Origin of the sequence: Enterobacter cloacae complex sp. 397G4 (assembly GCF_050031515.1) — a bacterium.
Taxonomy (GTDB): Bacteria; Pseudomonadota; Gammaproteobacteria; order Enterobacterales; family Enterobacteriaceae; genus Enterobacter; species Enterobacter hormaechei_C.
In genome coordinates this window covers 2,618,113-2,639,893 of sequence record NZ_JBLGWE010000001.1, presented here as the reverse complement: position 1 = coordinate 2,639,893, position 21,781 = coordinate 2,618,113, and the positions used below count along the sequence as shown (strand labels likewise).

The following is a 21,781-nucleotide window of genomic DNA, read 5'->3' as shown; positions in this document are numbered from 1 at the left end:
CGTGGCTACACTTCCCACGGGGCTTTAGGTTGAGTGGATTCTGGAGCGTCATCAGCGCCGTTCTCAGCCAGCAGTTCAGACTTGAGGATTTCAAGGTTACGGATAGCAGAGTGATAATCGCCTGCGACAAGAATATCCAGCACAGTATCAATACGCTGTGCCACGGCTGTTGCATCAATGTTAGACATAAGCTCACCCTGAAGCGAAAAGTTAATATTATCAATGATGCAGAAAATTGATTCAAAAGAGAAGGTAAAAAATGCAATAACCAAAGTTCATAAATGAAAGTGATAAATTTGGCCCCCGTATGCTGCGGGTTGTAGGGGTGGATTAGTCTAAAACTGCGCGCAACGCGCTTTTTTATAAGAGGAATTCGACTATGACAGTTATCAACCAGACAACCTGCACATTGTTTACTGATGCTGAACGATTCACTCAACTGGCGGCTTATTATGAGGCCGAACGGCGTACGGTGTGGATGATGTTACGTGCCACGCCACGGCCTTGCTTCAATCATGCGCTGATCGAGGAGATCATGAATCTCTCCTGGCTGGTTCGACAGTCCGGATTTGTCGTTGATTTTTGGGTCACCGGATCGCTGGTCCCCGACATCTACAATACCGGCGGTGATTTACAGTTCTTCGTTGAGTGCATCAAAAACAACCGACGCGAAGCGTTACGCGCCTATGCCCGGGCCTGTGTGGACTGCGTTCATGCCGCCTCGCGAGGGTTTGATACCGGAGCTGTCACGCTGGCTATGGTGGAAGGAAGCGCGTTAGGGGGCGGGTTTGAAGCCGCGCTGGCGCATCATTTCATTCTGGCCCAGCGCGATGCCCGATTAGGCTTTCCGGAAATCGCGTTCAATCTGTTCCCGGGCATGGGCGGCTATTCACTGGTGGCGCGTCGTGCCGGCATGAAAATGGCGGAGGCGCTGATCTACAAAGGTGAGACGCATACGGCGGAATGGTATGAGCAGTATGGTCTTGTGGATCTCTTATTCGAGCCGTTACAGAGCTATGTTTCGGTGCGGACGTTTATCGACATGCTACAGCCGAAGCTCAACGGCGTAAGGGCCATGCTGCGTGCACGTACGCGCGTGCTGCCACTTCCGCGAAGCGAGCTGATGGACATTACCGAGGATTGGGTTGATGCCGCCTTCTGCCTTGAACCGAAGGATATCGCCTACATGGAGCGGCTGGTTATGCTGCAAAATCGCCATCAGGCGACGGGCTTACGCAAAGCCAGCTAACGGACATTTCTGGCCTGATAGCGCTTTAGCCATCGCTCGAATGCGGCAGCGGGCATGGGCTTAGCAAAAAGATAACCCTGCCGTTCGTTGACGCCATTCTTCGTCAGAAAGGCGTCTTCTTTTGCACTTTCCACCCCTTCAGCAATGACCTGCAAATTTAACGCCTGCGCCACGGCGACTATCGCACGCACCAGCGACTGTGAAATGGACTGCTTATGGATGTCCCGCACGAAAGCCTGGTCAAGCTTAATGGCATCGATAGGGAAGCGCGCCAGCTGCGACAGGGAAGAGTACCCCGTACCAAAGTCATCCAGGTGAATTTGCGCTCCCAGGCGGCTAAATTGCTGGATCACTGACAGGGCCAGCTCTTCATTTTCAATGAGACAGCTTTCGGTCAATTCCACGTCAATCGGGCAGTATTCAAAACTCAGGTCTTTCAGCGCCTGCTTCAGGTCGCTGAAGATGGTCTGGTCCGCCAGCTGACGGGCGGAGACGTTGACCGCGACGCGAAGGTTGATCCCCTTGTCGCGCCATTTTGCCACCTGGCGCACCACATCAAGCATAACCCAGCGGCCCAGGGGCACAATCAGCCCTGACTCCTCAGCATAGGAGATAAACTCCATCGGCGGGATCAGGCCACGCTCTGGCGACTGCCAGCGCACCAGCGCCTCCAGACTTCTGACTTCGCCGCGCCAGGTTATTTTGGGCTGGTAGTGGATTAACAGCTGATCGTTATCCAGCGCTTTACGCAGGTTGGTATCCAGCCACAGGTATTCAAATACGCGCTGGTTCATCTCTGGCGAGAAGACGCAGAATTTGCCCCGGCCATTTTCTTTGGCGGTGTACATGGCGGTGTCGGCATTACGAATGACGCTTTCGCGATCGTTACCGTGCTGGGGCGCAAGCGCGATGCCCAGCGAGCAGCCGGTGTAAACCTCTATCAGCCCGATGCGGAAAGGCTGACGAAGTCGGGTCAGTATGCGCGATGCCATGGCTTCCAGCGCGCCCTGCGAGGTATCGGTGGCTAGCACGATAAACTCATCCCCACCCAGGCGCGCCAGGGTTTGTCCTTCGTCCAGGCAGCTCAGGATCGCCAGCGCAACGGCCTGTAGCAGCTGGTCGCCAAACATATGCCCATAGGCATCGTTCACTTTTTTAAAGTTATCCAGATCGAGATAAACCACGCCTACCTGGGTGTCACCCCGAGCGGTGATGGCATCAGAGATCAGCTCATGGATGGCGTTTCGGTTAGGCAAACCGGTAATCGTATCCGTATTGGCGAGTACGCGCAGGCGCTCCTGGGCCCGACGCTCTTCGGTTATATCGGTACCTGAACAGATGAGGAAGATTTCATTTTTCCCGCTGCCGCTGTGAACAAATTTATTTCTGAAGAGAAACAGGCGCTGCCCTTTGCGGGTCTTGATCCAGCGTTCAACTTCGTACGAGCTGCCGTTACGAAAAAAACCGGTGATGTTGCGTTTGGAGGCCGCGGCTTCGCTACGGCTCATAAACAGTTTGAACACGTTTTGCCCGATAACTTCCTGTTCCTTCAGGCCCGTATATTCTTCACTTAAACGGTTGAAGCGCTGAATATTCCCGTTCTGGTCGAGGATCACAATCACGGAGTTAGCCTCGGACACTACCTGTTCGGCGAAGGAGAGCCCCTGCGCCAGGTCCCGCGCCACGGAAGGAGTATCGTTCCAGGCTGATGCCGTTCCTGCCCACTCATTTTTGTTAATTTTACGGCCGACAAGATGAACGGGAACGTCCACACCGTACAAGGGCAGGGTCATGGCAATGCTGGAGGTTATCACGGTGAGCTGGCGGATTAGCGCGGCCTGCTCATCATTCAGCGCCACCACCTGAATGATGTCAGCGCTTTCACTGGCAGCAAGATGAAGAGCATTGCTGTCTGCTGTCAGTCGCCACCAGGGGCTATGCGTACCCATGTAACGAAACAGCAAATTCTGCTCCAGATCGTCCATCACGTTTTCTCCCGCGGCTGCTGAGTAGCGCACAAATTATTCATTTGCAGTCGACAATGACGGCTCTCTTTTACTGTAGATAATTCTGGCGAAATGTGGCGATGGGAAACAGAAAAGTGTGAGAAAAAACGATGATTTTGCGGGAGATAATACAGAAGAGAACTCCCGGCCACCCCTTAACGGAACGGCCGGAAGTTTACGCGGTTATCAGGCGACAGGGCGCGCGATAATACTGCGGGTTTCCATGCGCACTTCAGCGATGGTGACATCAATCACGTCAGTGACCTTGTAAACCGTTTCGCCTTTAATTTGCACGGTCCCGTTTTCCTGGCTACAAACCAGTTCGTCGCGAACGGCATGCAGGAACGGGGCAGGAATAAAGGCAACGGCGCCATTATCCACCAGACGAACGCGCATACCGCCGCGGCTGATGTCAATGATTTCAGCCGGGAAACGGGTGTCAGTCCCTGCCTTATCATTCAGGAAGCGCGCGTATAACCAGTCGCCGACATCACGCTCCGCCATACGGTTGAGACGGCGACGTTCTGCCATCTGCAACGTCGTATCATCCTGTGGGCGGGCAACAGATTCCCCTTTGATGATCGCTTTCAGCAGACGATGGTTAACCATGTCGCCGTACTTACGGATCGGGGAGGTCCAGGTCGCGTAAGCCTCAAGGCCAAGGCCGAAGTGCGGGCCTGGCTCGGTGCTGATTTCCGCAAAGGACTGGAAGCGGCGAATACGGCTGTCAAGGAACCCTGAAGGCTGCGCGTCCAGCTCGCGGCGCAGTTTGCAGAAACCTTGCAGGGTCAGCACTTCCTCAGGATCGACGTGTACGTCATGGGTTTTCAGCAGGGCAGCCAGCGCTTCGGTGTTCGCCGGATCAAACCCGGTGTGCACGTTGTAAATGCCAAAGCCTAATTTGTCGCGCAGCACGCGGGCGGCACAAATGTTGGCGGATATCATCGCTTCTTCAACGATGCGGTTGGCAATACGGCGCGGCTCAGCGACGATATTCAGCACTTCACCTTTTTCACCCAGCACAAAACGGTAGTCCGGACGATCTTTGAAGACCAGCGCGTGAGTTTGACGCCATTCGCTGCGGCTCAGGCAGACGCGGTGCAGCAGACGAATTTGTGCGGCAATGTTGTCGGACTCGGGTTTCCAGCTGCCCGTGTTCTCCAGCCAGTCGGACACGTCGTCATAGGCCAGCTTGGCTTTGGATTCGATGGTGGCGGCGAAGAATTCAATATCTTCTTCAATGGTACCGTCAGCCGCAATGGTCATCCGACAGGCCAGCACCGGACGTACTTTGTGCGCACGCAGCGAGCAAAGATCGTCGGAGAGTTCACGCGGCAACATCGGAATGTTAAAGCCCGGCAGGTAGTTGGTGAACGAGCGCACTTTGGCCATCTCGTCCAGCTTGCTGCCTTCGACAATCCATGCGGTAGGGTCGGCAATGGCGACGGTCAGATGCAGTTTGCCATCGGCTGTCTCTTCGGCATACAGCGCATCGTCCATATCCTCGGTGCTGGCGCTGTCGATGGTGACAAAGTCCAGTGCCGTCAGATCGCGACGTTCCAGACCTTCGTCCTGCATTTCAGTCGCCACGCCCTCAGGCGCTTCTTTTTCGAGGTTGTGGCGCGCCAGCGTCACCCACCATGGGACGAAATGGTCGTCGCCGAAGGTAATGTATTGGGTAAGCTCGGCGTAGAAACCGCGATCGCCTTTTAAAGGATGACGGCGCATCTCAGCAACCGCCCAGTCACCCTCAACAAAATCATGCTCAACGCCACGCGCGGCGCGGCACGGAATAGCATCTTTCAGGAGAGGATGGTCCGGCACGACAGAAAGACGATCGTCTTTTTTATGCACTTTCCCGACAAAGCGGGTCAGGAAAGGTTCGATCAGTGCTTCCGGCTCGGCAGACTCTCGTTCCTTTTCGGTATGAATAACGGCCGAAATGCGGTCGCCATGCATCACTTTCTTCATCTGAGGAGGCGGAATGAAGTAGCTCTTCTGCCCGTCAACTTCAAGAAAGCCAAAGCCCTTTTCCGTGGCTTTTACGACCCCTTCTGCACGCGGCGTCTGGGAATGCAGTTGCTGTTTAAGCTGCGCTAGCAGCGGGTTGTCCTGAAACATAATGTTCTATTTTCGTAGCCATTGAGCGGCTGACAGTTTTACGCGAATCTCACTGCTACAGCAAGCGCTCTTTAGGTAAAGAGTATGGTTATTCCTCTTTGCCGAGCGCCACGCGCAGACGGTCCAGCCAGCCATAAAATGCATCTCGGGTAAGCAGGTTGATGGCCTTCTCTGGCGAGAGACCTGACCCGGTCAGGGGCGTTAACTGGGCGGCGCTAAAGCGATCCGGAGAGGCGACAAGCAGCGCACGAGCGGCTGAGAGCATCGAAGACGCGGGGCCTTCACTTCGCGGATGGTTAAGCAGAATTTCGCCCGTCAGATCAAGCAGCATCGGCTCATGACACAGCACAGGAGTAAGCGCTTCAAGCGCCGGTTCCGCCTGCCAGCGTGAGAGCGCCTCAAGCTGAAGCGCACTGGCATATTTTAGCTCAACCGGGGGTAGCGTGGCGGTCCATCTGCTGAAGCTGACCGGCAGCGTATGGGGCTGAATGTGATGCCCGGGCAGCCAGCGTACCGGATGGCCAAGCAATGCCTGAAATACCGCGACCACTCGCGCCTGAAAACCGACAAAGCCGATGATCTGGTTGATGAGCACAATGTCATACGTTGTGAGTCCAACCTCATCAAGCTGGTTTTGGGCTTTATCATCGATGACATCGGGTGAGCTGGCTAACTGGCGGGCATACTGGGTAATTTCTGCAAGGCGTCGATTGCTTTCCCGGGAGGAGTCCGGCCCCGGAAGAGGGGCGAGCAGAGCAGCGTAGTGGTTACAGAGCCGCTGAACGCCACACGCCTGGGCAACCGTTAATGCCGTGCTCAGCCTGTCGTAGGCGCTGAGCGTATGCAGACGGTTCACGGGAGTATCAAGTGGGAACAAAAGATGACAGAGAGTTCGGGCAGGCGTAAGCCAACCAGCACAGCTTGCGAGAATGTCATCGGGCAGGGCTAAATCGAGCAAAAAACGGTCGTCGACGTTAGCGGCTTCGGGCACCAGCGGCAGAACGTCCGTCTGCGAATGATTCGACTGGGTTTCATGATACCAGTGGCCTTTGCCGGAAAAACGGCGTTGTTCCATGGGCGTTCCTTGATCTCAAAATGGCGATCAATATCCTGGCGTAAGGCGGATGAGGGGAAAAATATTGTTAGGTGATAACAAATAGCTGAACGGAATAACGAGGGGCGGGAGGAAACTCTCTTCCCTGGCGGGAAGAGAGTGACAAGCTTATTTGATTTCCAGCTCGTTCATTGCAGCGATGTTGAAGCCGCCGTCAACGTGAACCACTTCGCCGGAGATGCCCGCGGAAAGGTCAGAGCACAGGAATGCCGCAGAGTTACCCACATCTTCGATGGTAACGGTACGACGAATCGGGGTAACCGCTTCGCAGTGTGCCAGCATTTTACGGAAATCTTTGATACCGGAAGCGGCCAGGGTACGGATTGGACCCGCAGAAATAGCGTTAACACGCACGCCTTCAGGACCCATCGCGTTCGCCATGTAGCGCACGTTGGCTTCCAGAGACGCTTTCGCCAGACCCATAACGTTGTAGTTAGGGATAGCACGTTCTGCGCCGAGGTAGGACAGAGTCAGCAGGGCTGCGCCCGGGTTCAGCATCGCGCGGCAGGATTTTGCCATTGCAACGAAGCTGTAGGAGCTGATGTCGTGGGCGATTTTGAAGCCATCACGGGTAACCGCGTTCACGTAGTCGCCGTCCAGCTGGTCGCCAGGAGCGAAGCCGATGGAGTGAACAAAACCGTCGAATTTCGGCCATGCTTTTGCCAGTTCAGCAAACATGCCATCAATGCTTTCGTCTTGTGCAACGTCACATTCCAGAACAATGCTGGAACCCAGCTGCGCGGCAAATTCTTCAACACGGCCTTTCAGCTTGTCGTTCTGGTAGGTGAACGCCAGCTCAGCGCCTTCGCGATGCATTGCCTGTGCGATGCCGTATGCGATGGACAGTTTGCTGGCAACGCCAGTCACCAGAATGCGCTTACCGGAAAGAAAACCCATAGCTTTAATCCTTATATTCATTGCTTATTTTGCCTTGTAATTCATAGCGTTACAGGCAGTATTTCAAAATCATTCGAAATTAGCTCGAAATTATAGCCCACTCACAGCCCCTTGTGTCACGATATTTCTCGCTCCTGCGCCGTGAATGGGCTCACGGAAGAGGTCGAACTGTCTCTTCATCAGGCTGTTTCGTGTGTATCCCAGCAGTATATCACCGCACGCGGGGTTCGCCTCATCCAACCAGAGACTGCCCGGAGCTTCACGCTTATACAGCCGGATCTTAATTCGCTGACGAGGGGATTCTGGCGATAACCTTAATTTCGAAATCAAAACCCGCAAGCCAGTTAACGCCTATTGCTGTCCAGTTTGGGTAAGGAGCGTGGGGAAATGCCAGTTTTTTCGCCTCCATGATAACGGGGAACTGGTTTTCAGGATCGGTATGAAACGTCGTGACATCAATCAGATCGTCAAAAGTACATCCCGCGGCTGCCAGGATCGCCCGTAAATTATCGAACGCCAGCTGCACCTGAGCGGGGAAGTCGGGTTCAGGTGTGCCATCGCTGCGGCTGCCAACCTGACCGGAAACAAATAACAGATCGCCAGAGCGAATTGCAGCTGAATAGCCATGCTCTTCATAGAGGGCATGTCGGTTAGCCGGGAAGACGGGATCACGTGAAGGCATGGCTTTTCCTTTTCTGTCAGAGGTATTGTTGTGCTTACGCGGTAGAAGTAACATACGCGATGTATGTGAAAAATGTAATTCACATACGTCGCGTATGTCAAATTATAGTTATCGCTTAATTAAGGAAGTCCCATGGCTACAAAACGTCGCGCTGAAACGGCCCAGGAAAATCGCGAGAAAATGATTCAGGCGGCGCGAAAGGCATTTGCTGAAAAAGGCTATGCCGCAGCGTCAATGGATGAACTCACGGCAAGCGTGGGGTTAACACGCGGCGCGCTATATCATAATTTCAACGACAAGAAGGGACTACTGGCGGCGGTGGTCGCGCAGATAGACAGCGAAATGGCAGCAAACGCAAAAGCGATTGCCGCCGCCGCCGAAGATGACTGGGAGCGACTGCTGGCGGAGGGCATCGCCTATATCAAAATGGCGCTCGTTCCGGAAGTTCAGCGTATCGTCCTCCTTGACGGCCCGGCTGTTCTGGGCGACCCGGCGCAATGGCCCAGCCAGAACAGCTGCCTTGAGTCGACCCGTCAGACCATCGAAAAAATGATGGAGTGCAACGTAATCAAAAAGATGGATGCCAGAGTCGCAGCCCATCTGCTGAATGGCGCTGCTCTGAATGCGGCTCTGCTGATTGCCGCGAGTGAAGAACCGCAGAAGACCCTCCCGCATGCCATAGAGGTGTTTACTCTGCTGGCAAGCGGGTTACGCAGCGGCTAACGATCTTTACGCCACGCGTCCGCCGTCAACGCTTCACCAAAGTGGCCGGCAATCAGGCGTTTTGTCAGATCGTGGAGCGGGGAGGCCAGTACGTCAGCGGTACTGCCGCGCTCGACAACTTCTCCCTGGTGCATCACCAGCACCTGGTCGCTTATGTGCTTCATCATGCCCAGATGCTGAGTCACGTAAATATACGAGATCCCCTGCTTTTCCTGTAACTCCAGCATCAGGTTAATGAGCTGCGAACGCATCGACATATCCAGCGACGCCAGCGCTTCGTCGGCGATGATGACCTTCGGGCGCAGGATCAGCGCGCGGGCCAGACCGAGACGCTGTTTTTGGCCCGGGGCCAGCATGTGCGGGTAATAGCTGACATGGTCGGGCAGGAGGCCTACCAGACGCAGGGTTTCGACAATCCGTTTGCGACGCGCTTCCGGCTCCAGGTCGGTATTCAACCGCAGCGGGAAATCCAGGATCTGGGAAATACGCTGACGCGGGTTCAGGGACGTCGACGGATCCTGAAAAATCATCCGGATGCGCTGACTGCGAAAAGAGTAGTCCCCAAATTCCAGAGGATGATCGTCAATCAGTATTTCACCGCCGCTCGGCTCGACCATACCCGCGAGCATTTTTGCCAGGGTCGATTTGCCCGAGCCGTTTTCACCGATAATCGCCAGCGTCTGCTTTTCGCGCAGCGTAAAGCTCAGGGGTTTAACAGCCTCGACGGTCTGACGGTGAAACAGGCCGGTGCGATAGCGAAAGGTCTTACTCAGGTTACGTACTTCCAGTAAGGTTTCGACCATTTCACTCTCTCTCCATGTTCAGCGGGAAATGACAGGCAAACAGATGGTTTTTCGGCCCTGTCAGGCGCGGTGTTTCAATGCATTTGCGCTGAGCATACGGGCAACGCGGACCCAGACGGCAGCCAATGGGCAGCGATTCCAGCAGCGGTATCGCGCCAGGCAGTGTATTCAGCCGGCTTTTGTGCGGCATCGCGCTGCCAAAGTCCGGGATCGCCCTGATCAGCGCCTGCGTGTAGGGATGATGCGGCGTCGTCACCAGGTCCTCGCTTGGCGCGGTTTCTACCGTCTGGCCGCAATACATTACGTCAATTTTATCCGCCCACTTGCTCAGCATTTGCAGGTCGTGGCTGATCAACAAAATGGTGGTGTTGTTATTCTGGTTCAGACGAGTGAGCAGGCGGAAAATCTGGGCCTGGGTGGTTGGCTCCATCGCGTTCGTTGGTTCGTCCGCAATCAGCAGACGCGGCTGATTCGCCAGGGCGATGGCAATCATCACTTTCTGGCATTCACCGTCGGTCAGTTCGTAGGGGAAACTGCGCATCGCGTCTTTATGGTCTTTGATCCCGACACGGTGCAACAGCTCAATGGCACGGCGTTTACGCCAGCCGAAACGTTGCCACCAGCGGCCTTTATAGGTCCAGCCGGGAATGTTCTGCATCAGCTGTTTCCCGACGCGCTCGGACGGGTCGAGACAGGATTGCGGCTCCTGGAAAATCATCGAGACGTTATGGCCCACCAGTTTACGGCGTTCGCGCGGGGAGAGACGCAACAGATCGATGTCGTCGAAGCGCATACGATCGGCGGTCACCCGCCAGTTGTCCTTCGCCACGCCGCAAATGGCCTTGGCGATCAGACTTTTCCCTGAACCCGATTCGCCCACCAGCCCGCGGATTTCGCCCTCTGCGAGCGTAATACTGATGCGATCCACGGCCTTGACCCAGCCTTCGCCCGTTTTAATTTCGATCGTGAGGTTGCGGATATCGAGTAACGGCATTATTGCACCCCCGCATTGATTGCGCGGCGGATCCCGTCGCCCAGCAGGTTAACGAGCAGCACGCTCACCATGATGGCCGCGCCCGGCAGCATGACCGTCCACGGCGCAACGTAAATCAGCTCCAGCGCATCGCCGAGCATGGCGCCCCATTCCGGGGAGGGGAGCTGCGCGCCAAGGTCCAGGAAGCCCAGCGCTGCGATATCCAGAATCGCCATCGACAGGGCGCGGGTGATCTCCGTCACCAGCCCGGCGGCAATGTTAGGCAGCACGGCAAACCACAAAATATTAAACGTGGTGGCGCCATCCAGGCGGGCGGCAACGACATACTCTTTCTCCAGCTCGTCGTGAACCAGGCTGTAAACCGAGCGCACCATGCGCGGCAGAATGGCCAGCCAGACGGCGAACATCGCATGGGTGAGGTGCGGCCCCGCGAAGGCCACGACGATAATCGCCAGCAGCAGCGAAGGAATAGAGAGCAGGGTATCAAGAATATGGTTAAGCACGGCCGACCGCAGCCCGTGGGTTGAGCCGGCAAAAATGCCCAGCGCCAGGCCGCAGATTGCGGCAGCCAGGGTGACCACGAACGCGCCGCCTACCGTCGGTGCGGCGCCGCTCAGCAAACGACTTAGCACGTCGCGTCCGAGATCGTCAGTCCCCAGGAAGAACGAAACCTCCCCGTAGCGCGACCACGACGGCGGTAAAAGCTGATAGCCAAGGAACTGCTGATCGATGCCATACGGTGCAAACCACGAACCCAAAACGCACAGCAACACGAGGCCAATGCAGCCGTAAAAGCCGATCATCGCCGTGGTGTCGCCGTAAAAATTACGCCACACGGTACGTAGCGCACCGGGCGTGCGCTTTTCGCTGTAGACGTTATCGTAAGGCATACCATTCCTTATGCTTCAATGGGTTGGCCATGGCACCCAAAATATCGGAAATAACGTTAACAATAATGACCAGCGAGCCAATCACCATCACGCCGGCGGAGATCGCCGCGTAATCCTGCTGGCGAATGGCGTTGATCATCCAGCGCCCAAGGCCCGGCCAGCTGAAAACCATCTCGGTGATCATTGCCAGCGTCAGCATGGTTGAGAATTGCAGCCCAAGACGTGGGATTACGGGGGGCAACGCATTGTGCAGCACATGGCGACGTAAAATCGTCAGGCGAGACAGTCCGCGCGTGGCGGCGGCTTTCACATAGTTTTGATCGAAGACGTCGATAGTGCTGATGCGCATCAGGCGGATCACCTCGGTCGTCGGCGCGACGGCCAGCGTAAGCACCGGCAGCACCATGTGGCGCAGCGCACTCACGATCATTTCGTCGCGCCAGACTGAATCAGAAAGCCAGGCGTCAACGATGGCGAAGCCGCTCACCGTTTGCACGTTATACAGCAGGTCAAAACGGCCAGATACCGGCAGCCAGCCTAACGTCAGTGAGAAGAAGAGGGTAAGCAGCAGCGCCAGCCAGAAAACAGGGATGGAAAAGCCAATTAAGGCAAGCGCACTAATAAATTTATCCTGCCATTTATTACGATAAATTCCCGCCAGCATTCCCACCGGGATCCCCACCATGAGGGCAAAGCCAAAGGCGAGTATACACAGCTCCATGGTGGCCGGGAAAACCACTTTCAGCTGTTCGGAGATGAGCTGTCCGTTGATGCTGGACACGCCAAAATCCCAGTGCAGCAGGCCATTAAACCAGAACAGCCAGGCGTCCCAGAGAGATGAGCCCTGAAGCGGGGCGTGCGGCGTAAAGTAGCTCAGGCTAAAGCCGACAAAGGTCAGGAAGAACAGGGTCACCAGCAGTAACAGCAGCCGACGCAAGGTAAATATAATCATGGTTTCTTCACCTCTTGTTCTTTCTCACGGGTCACGCCCGCGAAGGAGGCGTTACCAAACGGGCTGAGTACCAGCCCTTTAATATCGTAACGGTAGGCCTGGAGGCGCAGGGAAGAGGCAAGCGGCAACACGGGAAGTTCTCTGGCCAGAATATTTTGCGCTTCATCGTAGGCCTCAATGCGTGAGGCAAGCTGTTGAGACGCCAGCGCTTTTTGCAGCACGGTATCAAATTCCCGGTTACACCAGTGGGCGTAGTTGGTCTGGGAGTTGATTGCCGCACAGCTCAGCAGCGGACGGAAGAAGCTGTCCGGGTCGTTACTGTCGGTGGACCAGCCAGCCAGCGTTAAGTCGTGATTCATGTCCATCAGACGCGCCTCCTGGAAACGGCCTTCGACAGGCACGATGATCACCTTAACGCCCACCTGCGCCATATCAGCCTGCAACAGCTCCGCCGTTTTTAGCGGGCTGGGGTTCCACGCCTGAGAGCTGGTGGGCACCCACAGCTGTAGCGTCAGGTTTTCTGCCCCCAGCGCTTTAAGCTGTTCGCGCGCTTTCGCCGGATTATATTCCGTAATCTTCGCCTCGCCGTCATAGGCCCAGGAGGCGCGCGGAAGAATAGAGGCGGCGGTTTCCGCGGTACCGTAGTAAATCGACTGCATCAGACGCTGGTTGTTGATCGCTAACGCCAGCGCATGGCGCACGGCCGGATTATTCAGCGGCGGCTTATCGGTGTTAAACGCCAGATAAGCGATGTTCATGCCCGGGCGCAGGGTCAGGCGCAGGCGTGGGTCGTCGCGCAAAATGGTCAACTGGCTGGCCGCAGGCCAGGCAAGCACGTCGCACTCGCCGGTCAGCAGTTTGGAGAGTCGGCCTGTTCCACCTGAACCCAGATCAACAATAACCTGCGGCATCAGCGGCTTGCCGCGCCAGAAACGATCGTGGCGTTGCAGGCGAATGTATTGTCCGGCGCGGTACTCTGCTAACTGGAACGGACCGGTGCCTACAGGCTCACGATCGAGACGTTCCTGACGATCCTTTTTCGTCAGCTGATCCGCGTATTCGGCTGACATGACCGAGGCGTAGTGCGTCGCCAGATGCCAGAGGAAGGAGGCATCCGGGCGATTCAGTCGAAACTCAACCGTACGGTTATCCAGTTTGCGAACGCTTTTGACCGAGTCCGCGAATTGCAGACTGTCGAAATAGGGGAAGTTCCCGCCATTAACGTTATGCCACGGATGATTGCGGTTGAATATGCGCTGGAAGGTGAAAACCACGTCATCCGCGTTGAGCTTACGGGTTGGGGTAAACCACGGGGTGTGCTGAAATGCGACATCATCGCGTAGACGAAAGCGGTATGTGGCGCCGTTATCAAGCACTTCCCAACTTTCAGCAAGCTCCGGAACCAGCCGATAGGTATAAGGATCGACGTCGAGCAGGCGATCGTAGAGCTGTGCGGCCAGCGTATCGACAATCAGGCCACTCCCCGCTTTTTGCGGATTAAAAATATCAACTTGACCGCTGACGCAGTAGACGAAACCACTATCACGGATATCAGGAGGCACAGCGCGATCGGGCGCAGCAAAGGCCAGATTGCTGAACAAACCGAGTGCAAACAGGGACGATAAAACCAGGCGCATAGTTTTTAAGGTTTTTAGATTCGATCTGCAAAGTGTATCGCACTTACGCCTGCTTCGTAAAAATGTCTGGGGGTAAGTGCTGATAATGTCAGCGCATTTGATGTTTTTTGAGCAATGCCCTTAACTGATGGTAGGTCAGGCCCAGCAGTTCAGCTGCCCGTTTCTGATTATATTTCGCCTCTTTCAGGCTCTGCTCAAGCAGCTGTTGCTCCTGCTGATGCTGGAACTGGCGTAAATCGAGCGGCAACGCCGGAGCCTGCTGGCGCGTCGCCGGAGCAGGGAGCTGTTTCTCCTCGCGCCGAAAAGGATCGAGAATAATGTTGTCCAGTTCGGTCTCGCTGCTGCCATGCCGGTAAACGGACCGTTCCACCACGTTTTTCAGTTCACGAATATTGCCCGGCCAGTGGTAACCGAGCAGGGTCCCGGTGGCCCGTTCGCTGAAGCCCGGAAAGAGAGGCAGACCCAGTTCCCGGCACATCTGAATGGCAAATTGATCGGCCAGTAGCATGATATCGCTGCGCCGCTCCCGCAGCGGCGGCAGCTGTACAACATCGAAAGCCAGCCTGTCCAGCAGGTCGGCGCGGAATTTGTCCTCAGCCACCATCGCGGGCAGGTCGGCGTTGGTGGCGCATACCAGGCGAACGTTGACCTGGAGGGGCTGACTGCCGCCAACGCGTTCCAGTTCACCGTACTCAATGACGCGCAGCAGCTTTTCCTGCACCAGCATCGGCGCGGTCGCCAGCTCGTCGAGAAAGAGCGTTCCGCCATCGGCGCGCTCAAAGCGTCCGGGATGGCGTTTTTGTGCGCCGGTGAAGGCGCCAGCTTCATGACCAAACAGCTCGGTGTCGAGCAGGTTTTCATTCAGCGCCGCGCAGTTAAGGGAAATAAAAGGGCCGTCCCAGCGGCCAGACAGAAAGTGCAGGCGGTTAGCGATAAGTTCTTTACCCGTTCCGCGCTCACCGATAATCAGCACCGGTTTATTCAGCGGCGCGAGGCGCGATACCTGTTCAAGCACTTCCAGGAAGCTGTTGGCCTCGCCAAGCAAATTATCTTTATATTCAGCCATGATGAAATTAACCACTCCTTAGTGATATTCACCAGGTGAGAATAGCCGCTGGCTGGATAAATATCAATCACACTCAGTAAAATCAATAAGATAAAAAGTTGGCATGGGATTTGTATTAACTACTCAGCAGGGCATCGCCCGATAACAGAACTATGAGGATTGAATTATGGGTATTTTTTCTCGTTTTGCCGACATCGTGAACGCCAACATCAACTCGCTGCTGGAGAAAGCGGAAGATCCGCAGAAGCTGGTGCGCCTGATGATTCAGGAGATGGAAGACACGCTGGTTGAAGTACGCTCCACCTCCGCCCGCGCGCTGGCAGAGAAAAAGCAGTTAACGCGTCGTATCGAGCAGGCAACTGCCCAGCTTAACGAATGGCAGGAAAAAGCGGAACTGGCGCTGCGTAAAGATAAAGAAGATCTGGCCCGCGCTGCGCTGATTGAGAAGCAGAAGCTGACCGACATGGTTGCCACGCTGGAACACGAAGTGACGCTGGTGGATGATACTCTGACGCGTATGAAGAAAGAGATTGGTGAGCTTGAAAACAAACTCAGCGAAACCCGTGCACGTCAACAGGCGCTGGCGCTGCGCCACCAGGCTGCAAGCTCGTCCCGCGACGTGCGTCGCCAGCTGGACAGCGGCAAGCTGGATGAAGCGATGGCCCGTTTCGAATCGTTTGAACGCCGTATCGACCACATGGAAGCGGAAGCCGAAAGCCACAGCATCGGTAAGCAGAAAACCCTGGATCAGCAGTTTGCTGACCTGAAAGCCGATGATGAAATTAGCGAGCAACTGGCTGCGCTGAAAGCCAAAATGAAACAAGACAACCAATAATAATTCCTGCGGCACCTGAGCGTGCCGCATCGTAAGACAAGGAGTACACATGAGCGCGCTTTTTCTCGCTATACCCCTGACCATTTTCGTGCTGTTTGTTCTGCCCATCTGGTTATGGCTGCACTACAGCAACCGCTCTTCACGCGGTGAGCTGTCGCAGAGTGAACAACAGCGGCTGGCGCAGCTCTCTGCCGAGGCAAATAAAATGCGCGAACGTATTCAGGCGCTGGAAGCGATCCTGGACGCGGAACACCCGAACTGGAGGGAACGGTAATGGCTGGACTGAATCTGAATAAAAAACTGTGGCGGATCCCACAGCAGGGCATGGTTCGGGGCGTTTGCGCCGGGCTGGCGCACTATCTGGATGTTCCGGTAAAACTGGTGCGTGTGGTCACGGTATTGTCGATTTTCTTCGGCCTGGCCTTTATTACACTGGTGGCATACATCATTCTGTCGTTTGTACTCGATCCTATGCCGGAAGGTGAGCTGGATGCGGAGAACACGCCAACCAGCAGCGATCTCCTGAACGCGGTGGATGAACAGCTGAGCGCAGGGGAGAAGCGATTGCGCGAGATGGAACGTTATGTCACCTCCGATACCTTTACGCTGAGAAGTCGTTTTCGTCAGCTTTAAGAGAGAACTTACATGAAACAAAACTGGCAACAGGCCGGTCAGAAGGTAAAACCCGGCCTGAAAATCGCAGGTAAACTGGTTCTGATGACGGCGTTACGTTATGGCCCGGCCGGTGTGGCGGGTTGGGCGATCAAGTCTGTTGCCCGCAAGCCGGTCAGAATGATGCTGGCGGTCGCTCTGGAGCCGCTGTTACAGAAGCTGGCAAAACGCGTTTCCCGGCGCTACCTGTCACGCTAGTTCCTCCCGCATAAGCCCTTTCTCGCCCAGAGAAGGGGCATGACTTTCCCTTCTGCGTTTCTTATGCTTTTCTGCTTTCTTTGCGGCAGCTCACAATAATGCGTTGCGCTGCGCTGAGATTGCCGCTTTCTGCCCCCGGGTCCGTTGACAGATATTTTACATGGGAGTAGATTGCCAATCCGTGGGACCGCTACCATGGAAAATAATGTGAACGCAAAAATTAAAAAACTTATCAATCATATTTACGGTGAATCATTTTCAGATGCACACCTTAACGTGTTATTAACTAAGCTTGAAAAGGCGGCGGTTAATATTACGGAAAAGCGTAAGTCAGGCTGGGATGAAAAAGACGTTGTGCTGATTACCTATGCCGATCAGTTCTCCGCGAAAGGGGAGAAAGCGTTGCCGGTATTTACCCGTTTCTATAATGAATGGCTTTCTCGCACGTTTTCTCATGTCCATCTGTTACCGTTTTATCCGTGGTCGTCGGATGATGGATTTTCCGTTATTGATTATCACGAAGTTGCACCTGAAACCGGAACCTGGCGAGATGTCGCGGAATTAAAACAGTCTGCCAGCTTAATGTTTGACTTCGTTTGCAACCATATGTCAGCGAAAAGCGAATGGTTTGCTAATTATCTGGCGCAGAAGCCGGGCTACGAAGATTTCTTTATTTCTGTCGATCCCGAAACCGATTTATCGGCGGTGACGCGTCCCCGCGCATTACCGCTGCTGACGCCGTTCACGCTTAATGATGGCAGCGTTCGTCATCTGTGGACCACATTCAGCGATGACCAGATCGATCTCAATTTCGCCTCGCCGCAGGTGCTGATTGCCATGGTTGACGTTCTGCTCCATTACCTCATGGAAGGGGCGCGTTATATCCGTCTGGATGCGGTCGGGTTTATGTGGAAGATCCCGGGAACCACCTGTATCCATCTGGAACAAACCCATTGCCTTATCCAGCTGTTCCGCGCCATTACGGACGCCGTGGCGCCTGGAACGGTGATCATCACTGAGACAAATGTTCCCCACAAAGACAATATCTCTTACTTCGGTGATGGTGAAAATGAAGCCCAGATGGTCTATCAGTTTTCCTTACCACCGCTGGTGCTGCACGCCGTTCATCGTCAGGATGTCAAAGCCCTGTGCCGGTGGGCGGGCTCGCTGGCGCTGCCTTCAACTTACACCACCTGGTTTAATTTCCTGGCTTCACATGATGGTATCGGATTGAACCCGTTACGCGGCATCCTTCCGGAATCAGAGATCCTTTCGCTGGTCGAAAAGCTTCAGCAGGAAGGCGCGCTGGTCAACTGGAAAAATAATCCTGACGGAACGCGAAGCCCCTATGAAATTAATGTCACCTATCTTGATGCGTTGAGTTTGCGAGACAGCTCAGATGATGAGCGCATTGCGCGGTTCATCCTGGCGCATGCTGTGTTATTAAGTTTTCCTGGCGTACCGGCTGTATATATTCAAAGCATTCTTGGTTCGCGTAACGATTATGAAGGTGTCGAACGTCTCGGATATAATCGCGCGATAAACAGGAAGAAATACACCGCAGGTCAGGTTGATCGGGAGCTTAATAATAATAAGAGTATACGTTATCAGATTTATTCTCGTTTGAGTGAGCTTATTGCTATTCGTCGCGGCGAGCGTGCGTTCCATCCGGATAGTCAGGCTATTTTTGACGCAATCGGTGAACATATTCTTAAAATTGTTCGTGTTGCTGAAAATGGCGAGCGAATGACAGCATTATTTAATTTTAGCAATAAAATGCAGACCGTTTATGGACAAACGCTCTTTGGTAGGGAATTACTCTCAGGACAAGATATTAGCGGTACGGAACTGACCCTCAATCCATGGCAGGTAATGTGGATTAAAGAAAACTAAAAAGGACCCTAAAATGAAAATGCCCAAAATTGTGCTGTTATCAGCACTGGTTTCGTGCGCCCTGTTATCAGGCTGTAAGGACGATAAAGCATCTCAGGTCACCATTGAGTTTATGCACTCGTCGGTAGAACAGGAGCGTCAGGCAGTTATTACGAAACTGATCGAAAAATTCGAGAAAGAAAACCCGACTATTACGGTGAAACAGGTCCCCGTTGAGGAAGATGCCTATAACACCAAGGTCATTACGTTGGCCCGTACCGGCGCGCTGCCGGAAGTGATTGAAGTCAGCCATGACTACGCCAAAGTCATGGATAAAGAGCAACTGCTGGACCGTGACGCGATCGGCAACGCGATTAAAGCCGTCGGTGAAGATACCTTTTACGACGGTATTTTACGCGTTGTTCGCACCGAAGACGGCAAGGCATGGACGGGGGTGCCGGTTAGCGCGTGGCTGTCCGGCGTCTGGTATCACAAAGATGCGCTCGCGGCAGCGGGAATCGAAGAACCGCACAACTGGGAGCAACTGCTGAAAGCCAGTCAGGCGCTCAACGATCCGGCGAAAAAACATTACGGTATCGCGCTTCCAACCGCAGAAAGCGTCATGACGGAGCAGGCCTTCTCGCAGTTTGCGTTGTCAGGCGGAGCCAACGTCTTTGATGCAAACGGCAACGTGAAAATCGATACCCCTGAAATGTCGAAAGCGCTGGCGTTTTATCGGGCACTGGCCGCGAACACCATGCCGGGCTCCAATGATGTCATGGAGATCAAAGACGCCTTCATGAACGGCTCTGCGCCTATGGCCGTTTACTCCACCTATATCCTGCCCGCGGTCTACAAAGATGGCAATCCGGCCAACCTGGGGTTCGTGGTCCCGACGGAAAAATCATCAGCCGTGTACGGCATGATCACCTCGTTGACGATCACGACCGGCCAGACCGAAGAGGAAACGCAGGCGGCAGAAAAGTTTGTGACCTGGATGGAGCAGGCTCAAAACGCGTCTGACTGGGTGATGATGTCCCCTGGCGCGGCGCTGCCGGTGAACAAACTCGTGGTGGGCACTGATAGCTGGAAAAACAACGACGTGATCAAAGCCTTTGGCCAACTGCCTTACGAGCTGATTGCCCAGTTCCCGAACGTCCAGGTATTTGGCGCCGTAGGCGACAAAAACTTTACCCGCATGGGAGACGTTACCGGCTCCGGCATTATCAGTTCCATGGTGCATAACGTGACGGTGGGACAAAAAGATCTCAATGCGACGTTAAGCAACAGCCAGAAGAAACTGACTGACCTGATAACACAACGATAGGAGCGCTTTGCGAAGGGAATTATGAAGACGTTGTTTTCTGGTCGTTCAGATATGCCTTTCGCCATGCTGCTGTTGGCCCCCAGCCTGATTTTGCTGGGGGGCCTGGTGGCCTGGCCAATGATTTCCAACATTGAAATCAGTTTTTTACGTTTACCGCTGAACCCGCGTATTGATGCGGTGTTCGTCGGCCTGGATAACTACATTCGCATTCTGGGCGATGCTGCGTTCTGGCACTCCCTGTGGATGACGTTCTGGTATACGGCGCTGGTCGTGCTCGGCAGCACCGGGCTGGGACTGGCCGTAGCGATCTTCTTTAACCGTGAATTCCGCATGCGGAAAACGGCACGTTCACTGGTGATTCTGTCCTACGTGACGCCGTCTATTTCACTGGTATTTGCCTGGAAATACATGTTCAACAACGGCTACGGGATTGTGAACTATCTGGGCGTTGATCTGCTGCATCTCTACGATCAGGCGCCGCTGTGGTTCGATAATCCTGGCAGCAGTTTTGTCCTGGTTGTGCTGTTCGCCATCTGGCGTTACTTCCCGTACGCCTTTATCTCGTTCCTCGCGATTTTACAGACCATTGATAAATCATTGTACGAAGCGGCAGAGATGGACGGAGCAAATGCCTGGCAGCGTTTTCGTATCGTGACGTTGCCCGCCATCATGCCGGTGCTGGCCACGGTGGTCACGCTGCGAACCATCTGGATGTTCTACATGTTTGCGGATGTTTATCTGCTCACCACCAAGGTCGACATTCTGGGCGTATATCTCTACAAAACCGCCTTTGCGTTCAATGACCTGGGTAAAGCAGCCGCCATTTCCGTTGTGCTGTTTGTGATCATCTTCGCTGTCATTCTGCTGACCAGAAAAAGGGTAAACCTCAATGGCAACAAATAAACGCGTTCTGGGCCGTATCGGTTTTTATCTGGGACTGGCGCTATTTCTGATTATCACGCTGTTTCCATTTTTTGTGATGTTGATGACGTCGTTCAAAAGCGCGAAAGAGGCGATCTCGCTGCACCCGACCATTCTGCCGCAGGAGTGGACGCTACAGCACTACATCGACATCTTTAACCCGCTGATTTTCCCGTTTGTGGATTACTTTCGTAACAGCATGGTGGTGTCGCTGACCTCCTCGGTCATTGCGGTGTTTCTCGGCACGCTGGGCGCGTATGCGTTATCCAAACTGCGCTTTAAAGGGCGCACGACGATCAATGCGAGCTTCTACACCGTCTATATGTTCTCCGGGATCCTGCTGGTGGTGCCGCTGTTCAAAATCATCACCGCGCTCGGCATTTATGACACCGAACTGGCGCTGATCATCACCATGGTGACGCAGACGTTGCCTACCGCGGTCTTTATGCTGCGCAGCTATTTCGACACCATCCCGGACGAAATCGAAGAAGCCGCGATGATGGACGGCCTGAATCGCCTGCAAATCATCTTCCGCATCACCGTGCCGCTGGCGATCTCGGGTCTGGTGTCGGTCTTTGTCTACTGCTTCATGGTGGCGTGGAATGACTATCTGTTCGCCTCCATTTTCCTGTCCAGCGCCAGCAACTTTACGTTGCCGGTGGGGCTGAACACGCTCTTCAGTACGCCAGATTACATCTGGGGTCGCATGATGGCGGCATCGCTGGTCACGGCACTTCCGGTCGTCATTATGTATGCCCTGTCTGAACGTTTCATTAAAAGTGGTTTGACCGCCGGCGGCGTGAAGGGCTGAGGCGGCCGATT

Annotated in this window: 22 protein-coding genes; 10 read left to right on the top strand and 12 right to left on the bottom strand. The window is 54.5% G+C overall.

Annotated features, from left to right (window positions below; all coding sequences use genetic code 11):
* Window positions 1–5: 5 nt before the first annotated feature.
* Complete coding sequence (locus ACQG1Y_RS12730; protein ID WP_032672073.1) at window positions 6–188, bottom strand: hypothetical protein; 183 nt, start codon at window positions 186–188, stop codon at window positions 6–8.
* A 191-nt stretch (window positions 189–379) separates the two neighbouring features.
* Between ACQG1Y_RS12730 and ACQG1Y_RS12725 the strand changes: the two genes are divergently transcribed.
* Window positions 380–1,249, top strand: coding sequence for a crotonase/enoyl-CoA hydratase family protein (locus tag ACQG1Y_RS12725; protein WP_368740385.1), 870 nt, complete (start codon window positions 380–382; stop codon window positions 1,247–1,249).
* Here the strand turns inward: ACQG1Y_RS12725 and pdeR are convergent.
* From pdeR to ACQG1Y_RS12700, 5 genes are all read right to left on the bottom strand, one after another.
* Window positions 1,246–3,237 (bottom strand): cyclic di-GMP phosphodiesterase, encoded by a 1,992-nt coding sequence (gene pdeR, locus ACQG1Y_RS12720; RefSeq protein ID WP_047638229.1) that lies wholly within the window; start codon window positions 3,235–3,237, stop codon window positions 1,246–1,248. The two genes, ACQG1Y_RS12725 and pdeR, sit on opposite strands and share 4 nt — an antisense overlap.
* Before the next feature lie 204 nt (window positions 3,238–3,441).
* Window positions 3,442–5,376, bottom strand: coding sequence for an exoribonuclease II (locus tag ACQG1Y_RS12715; RefSeq protein WP_047725973.1), 1,935 nt, complete (start codon window positions 5,374–5,376; stop codon window positions 3,442–3,444).
* An 88-nt stretch (window positions 5,377–5,464) separates the two neighbouring features.
* Entirely contained in the window at window positions 5,465–6,451 is a 987-nt protein-coding gene (locus tag ACQG1Y_RS12710) for a CMD domain-containing protein (protein WP_045347742.1), read from the bottom strand.
* A gap of 147 nt (window positions 6,452–6,598) precedes the next feature.
* Window positions 6,599–7,387, bottom strand: a complete 789-nt coding sequence (gene fabI, locus ACQG1Y_RS12705; RefSeq protein ID WP_003856831.1) for an enoyl-ACP reductase FabI — start codon at window positions 7,385–7,387, stop codon at window positions 6,599–6,601.
* Window positions 7,388–7,667: 280 nt separating this feature from the next.
* A complete protein-coding gene (locus ACQG1Y_RS12700) occupies window positions 7,668–8,069 on the bottom strand; it encodes a RidA family protein (protein WP_023296708.1) in 402 nt (133 codons plus the stop codon).
* 132 nt (window positions 8,070–8,201) lie between these two features.
* Here ACQG1Y_RS12700 and ACQG1Y_RS12695 point away from each other — a divergent pair, with 132 nt between their 5' ends.
* Window positions 8,202–8,792, top strand: coding sequence for a TetR/AcrR family transcriptional regulator (locus ACQG1Y_RS12695; protein WP_023296707.1), 591 nt, complete (start codon window positions 8,202–8,204; stop codon window positions 8,790–8,792).
* Here the strand turns inward: ACQG1Y_RS12695 and sapF are convergent.
* The 6 genes from sapF to pspF all read right to left on the bottom strand — a co-directional run bounded on the left by sapF (window position 8,789) and on the right by pspF (window position 15,149).
* Window positions 8,789–9,595, bottom strand: a complete 807-nt coding sequence (sapF, locus tag ACQG1Y_RS12690; RefSeq protein WP_003856838.1) for a putrescine export ABC transporter ATP-binding protein SapF — start codon at window positions 9,593–9,595, stop codon at window positions 8,789–8,791. The two genes, ACQG1Y_RS12695 and sapF, sit on opposite strands and share 4 nt — an antisense overlap.
* Before the next feature lies 1 nt (window position 9,596).
* Entirely contained in the window at window positions 9,597–10,589 is a 993-nt protein-coding gene (gene sapD, locus ACQG1Y_RS12685) for a putrescine export ABC transporter ATP-binding protein SapD (protein WP_003856840.1), read from the bottom strand.
* Window positions 10,589–11,479, bottom strand: coding sequence for a putrescine export ABC transporter permease SapC (sapC, locus tag ACQG1Y_RS12680; RefSeq protein WP_003856843.1), 891 nt, complete (start codon window positions 11,477–11,479; stop codon window positions 10,589–10,591). The genes sapD and sapC overlap by 1 nt, the downstream gene beginning before the upstream one ends.
* Window positions 11,466–12,431, bottom strand: a complete 966-nt coding sequence (sapB, locus tag ACQG1Y_RS12675) for a putrescine export ABC transporter permease SapB (RefSeq protein ID WP_017383081.1) — start codon at window positions 12,429–12,431, stop codon at window positions 11,466–11,468. Before sapB ends, sapC begins: the two co-directional genes overlap by 14 nt.
* On the bottom strand, window positions 12,428–14,068 hold the full coding sequence (sapA, locus tag ACQG1Y_RS12670) for an ABC transporter substrate-binding protein SapA (protein WP_047738667.1): 1,641 nt from the start codon (window positions 14,066–14,068) through the stop codon (window positions 12,428–12,430). The genes sapB and sapA overlap by 4 nt, the downstream gene beginning before the upstream one ends.
* Before the next feature lie 88 nt (window positions 14,069–14,156).
* Complete coding sequence (pspF, locus tag ACQG1Y_RS12665) at window positions 14,157–15,149, bottom strand: phage shock protein operon transcriptional activator (RefSeq protein ID WP_165602362.1); 993 nt, start codon at window positions 15,147–15,149, stop codon at window positions 14,157–14,159.
* Window positions 15,150–15,300: 151 nt separating this feature from the next.
* On the opposite strand from pspF, the gene pspA reads away from it, so the two are divergent.
* The 8 genes from pspA to ACQG1Y_RS12625 all read left to right on the top strand — a co-directional run bounded on the left by pspA (window position 15,301) and on the right by ACQG1Y_RS12625 (window position 21,770).
* On the top strand, window positions 15,301–15,969 hold the full coding sequence (gene pspA, locus ACQG1Y_RS12660; RefSeq protein ID WP_022651342.1) for a phage shock protein PspA: 669 nt from the start codon (window positions 15,301–15,303) through the stop codon (window positions 15,967–15,969).
* 49 nt (window positions 15,970–16,018) lie between these two features.
* Window positions 16,019–16,243, top strand: coding sequence for an envelope stress response membrane protein PspB (gene pspB / locus ACQG1Y_RS12655; RefSeq protein ID WP_003856853.1), 225 nt, complete (start codon window positions 16,019–16,021; stop codon window positions 16,241–16,243).
* Entirely contained in the window at window positions 16,243–16,602 is a 360-nt protein-coding gene (gene pspC, locus ACQG1Y_RS12650; protein ID WP_006810819.1) for an envelope stress response membrane protein PspC, read from the top strand. Before pspB ends, pspC begins: the two co-directional genes overlap by 1 nt.
* A gap of 12 nt (window positions 16,603–16,614) precedes the next feature.
* On the top strand, window positions 16,615–16,839 hold the full coding sequence (gene pspD / locus ACQG1Y_RS12645) for a phage shock protein PspD (protein WP_003856857.1): 225 nt from the start codon (window positions 16,615–16,617) through the stop codon (window positions 16,837–16,839).
* A gap of 195 nt (window positions 16,840–17,034) precedes the next feature.
* On the top strand, window positions 17,035–18,732 hold the full coding sequence (locus ACQG1Y_RS12640) for a sugar phosphorylase (protein ID WP_045347738.1): 1,698 nt from the start codon (window positions 17,035–17,037) through the stop codon (window positions 18,730–18,732).
* A 13-nt stretch (window positions 18,733–18,745) separates the two neighbouring features.
* Complete coding sequence (locus tag ACQG1Y_RS12635; RefSeq protein ID WP_368740388.1) at window positions 18,746–20,038, top strand: ABC transporter substrate-binding protein; 1,293 nt, start codon at window positions 18,746–18,748, stop codon at window positions 20,036–20,038.
* A gap of 21 nt (window positions 20,039–20,059) precedes the next feature.
* The gene (locus ACQG1Y_RS12630) at window positions 20,060–20,941 is read left to right on the top strand and encodes a carbohydrate ABC transporter permease (RefSeq protein ID WP_003856862.1); all 882 of its coding nucleotides are present in this window, start codon (window positions 20,060–20,062) and stop codon (window positions 20,939–20,941) included.
* A complete protein-coding gene (locus tag ACQG1Y_RS12625) occupies window positions 20,928–21,770 on the top strand; it encodes a carbohydrate ABC transporter permease (RefSeq protein ID WP_015570402.1) in 843 nt (280 codons plus the stop codon). Before ACQG1Y_RS12630 ends, ACQG1Y_RS12625 begins: the two co-directional genes overlap by 14 nt.
* The last annotated feature ends 11 nt before the right edge of the window (window positions 21,771–21,781 follow it).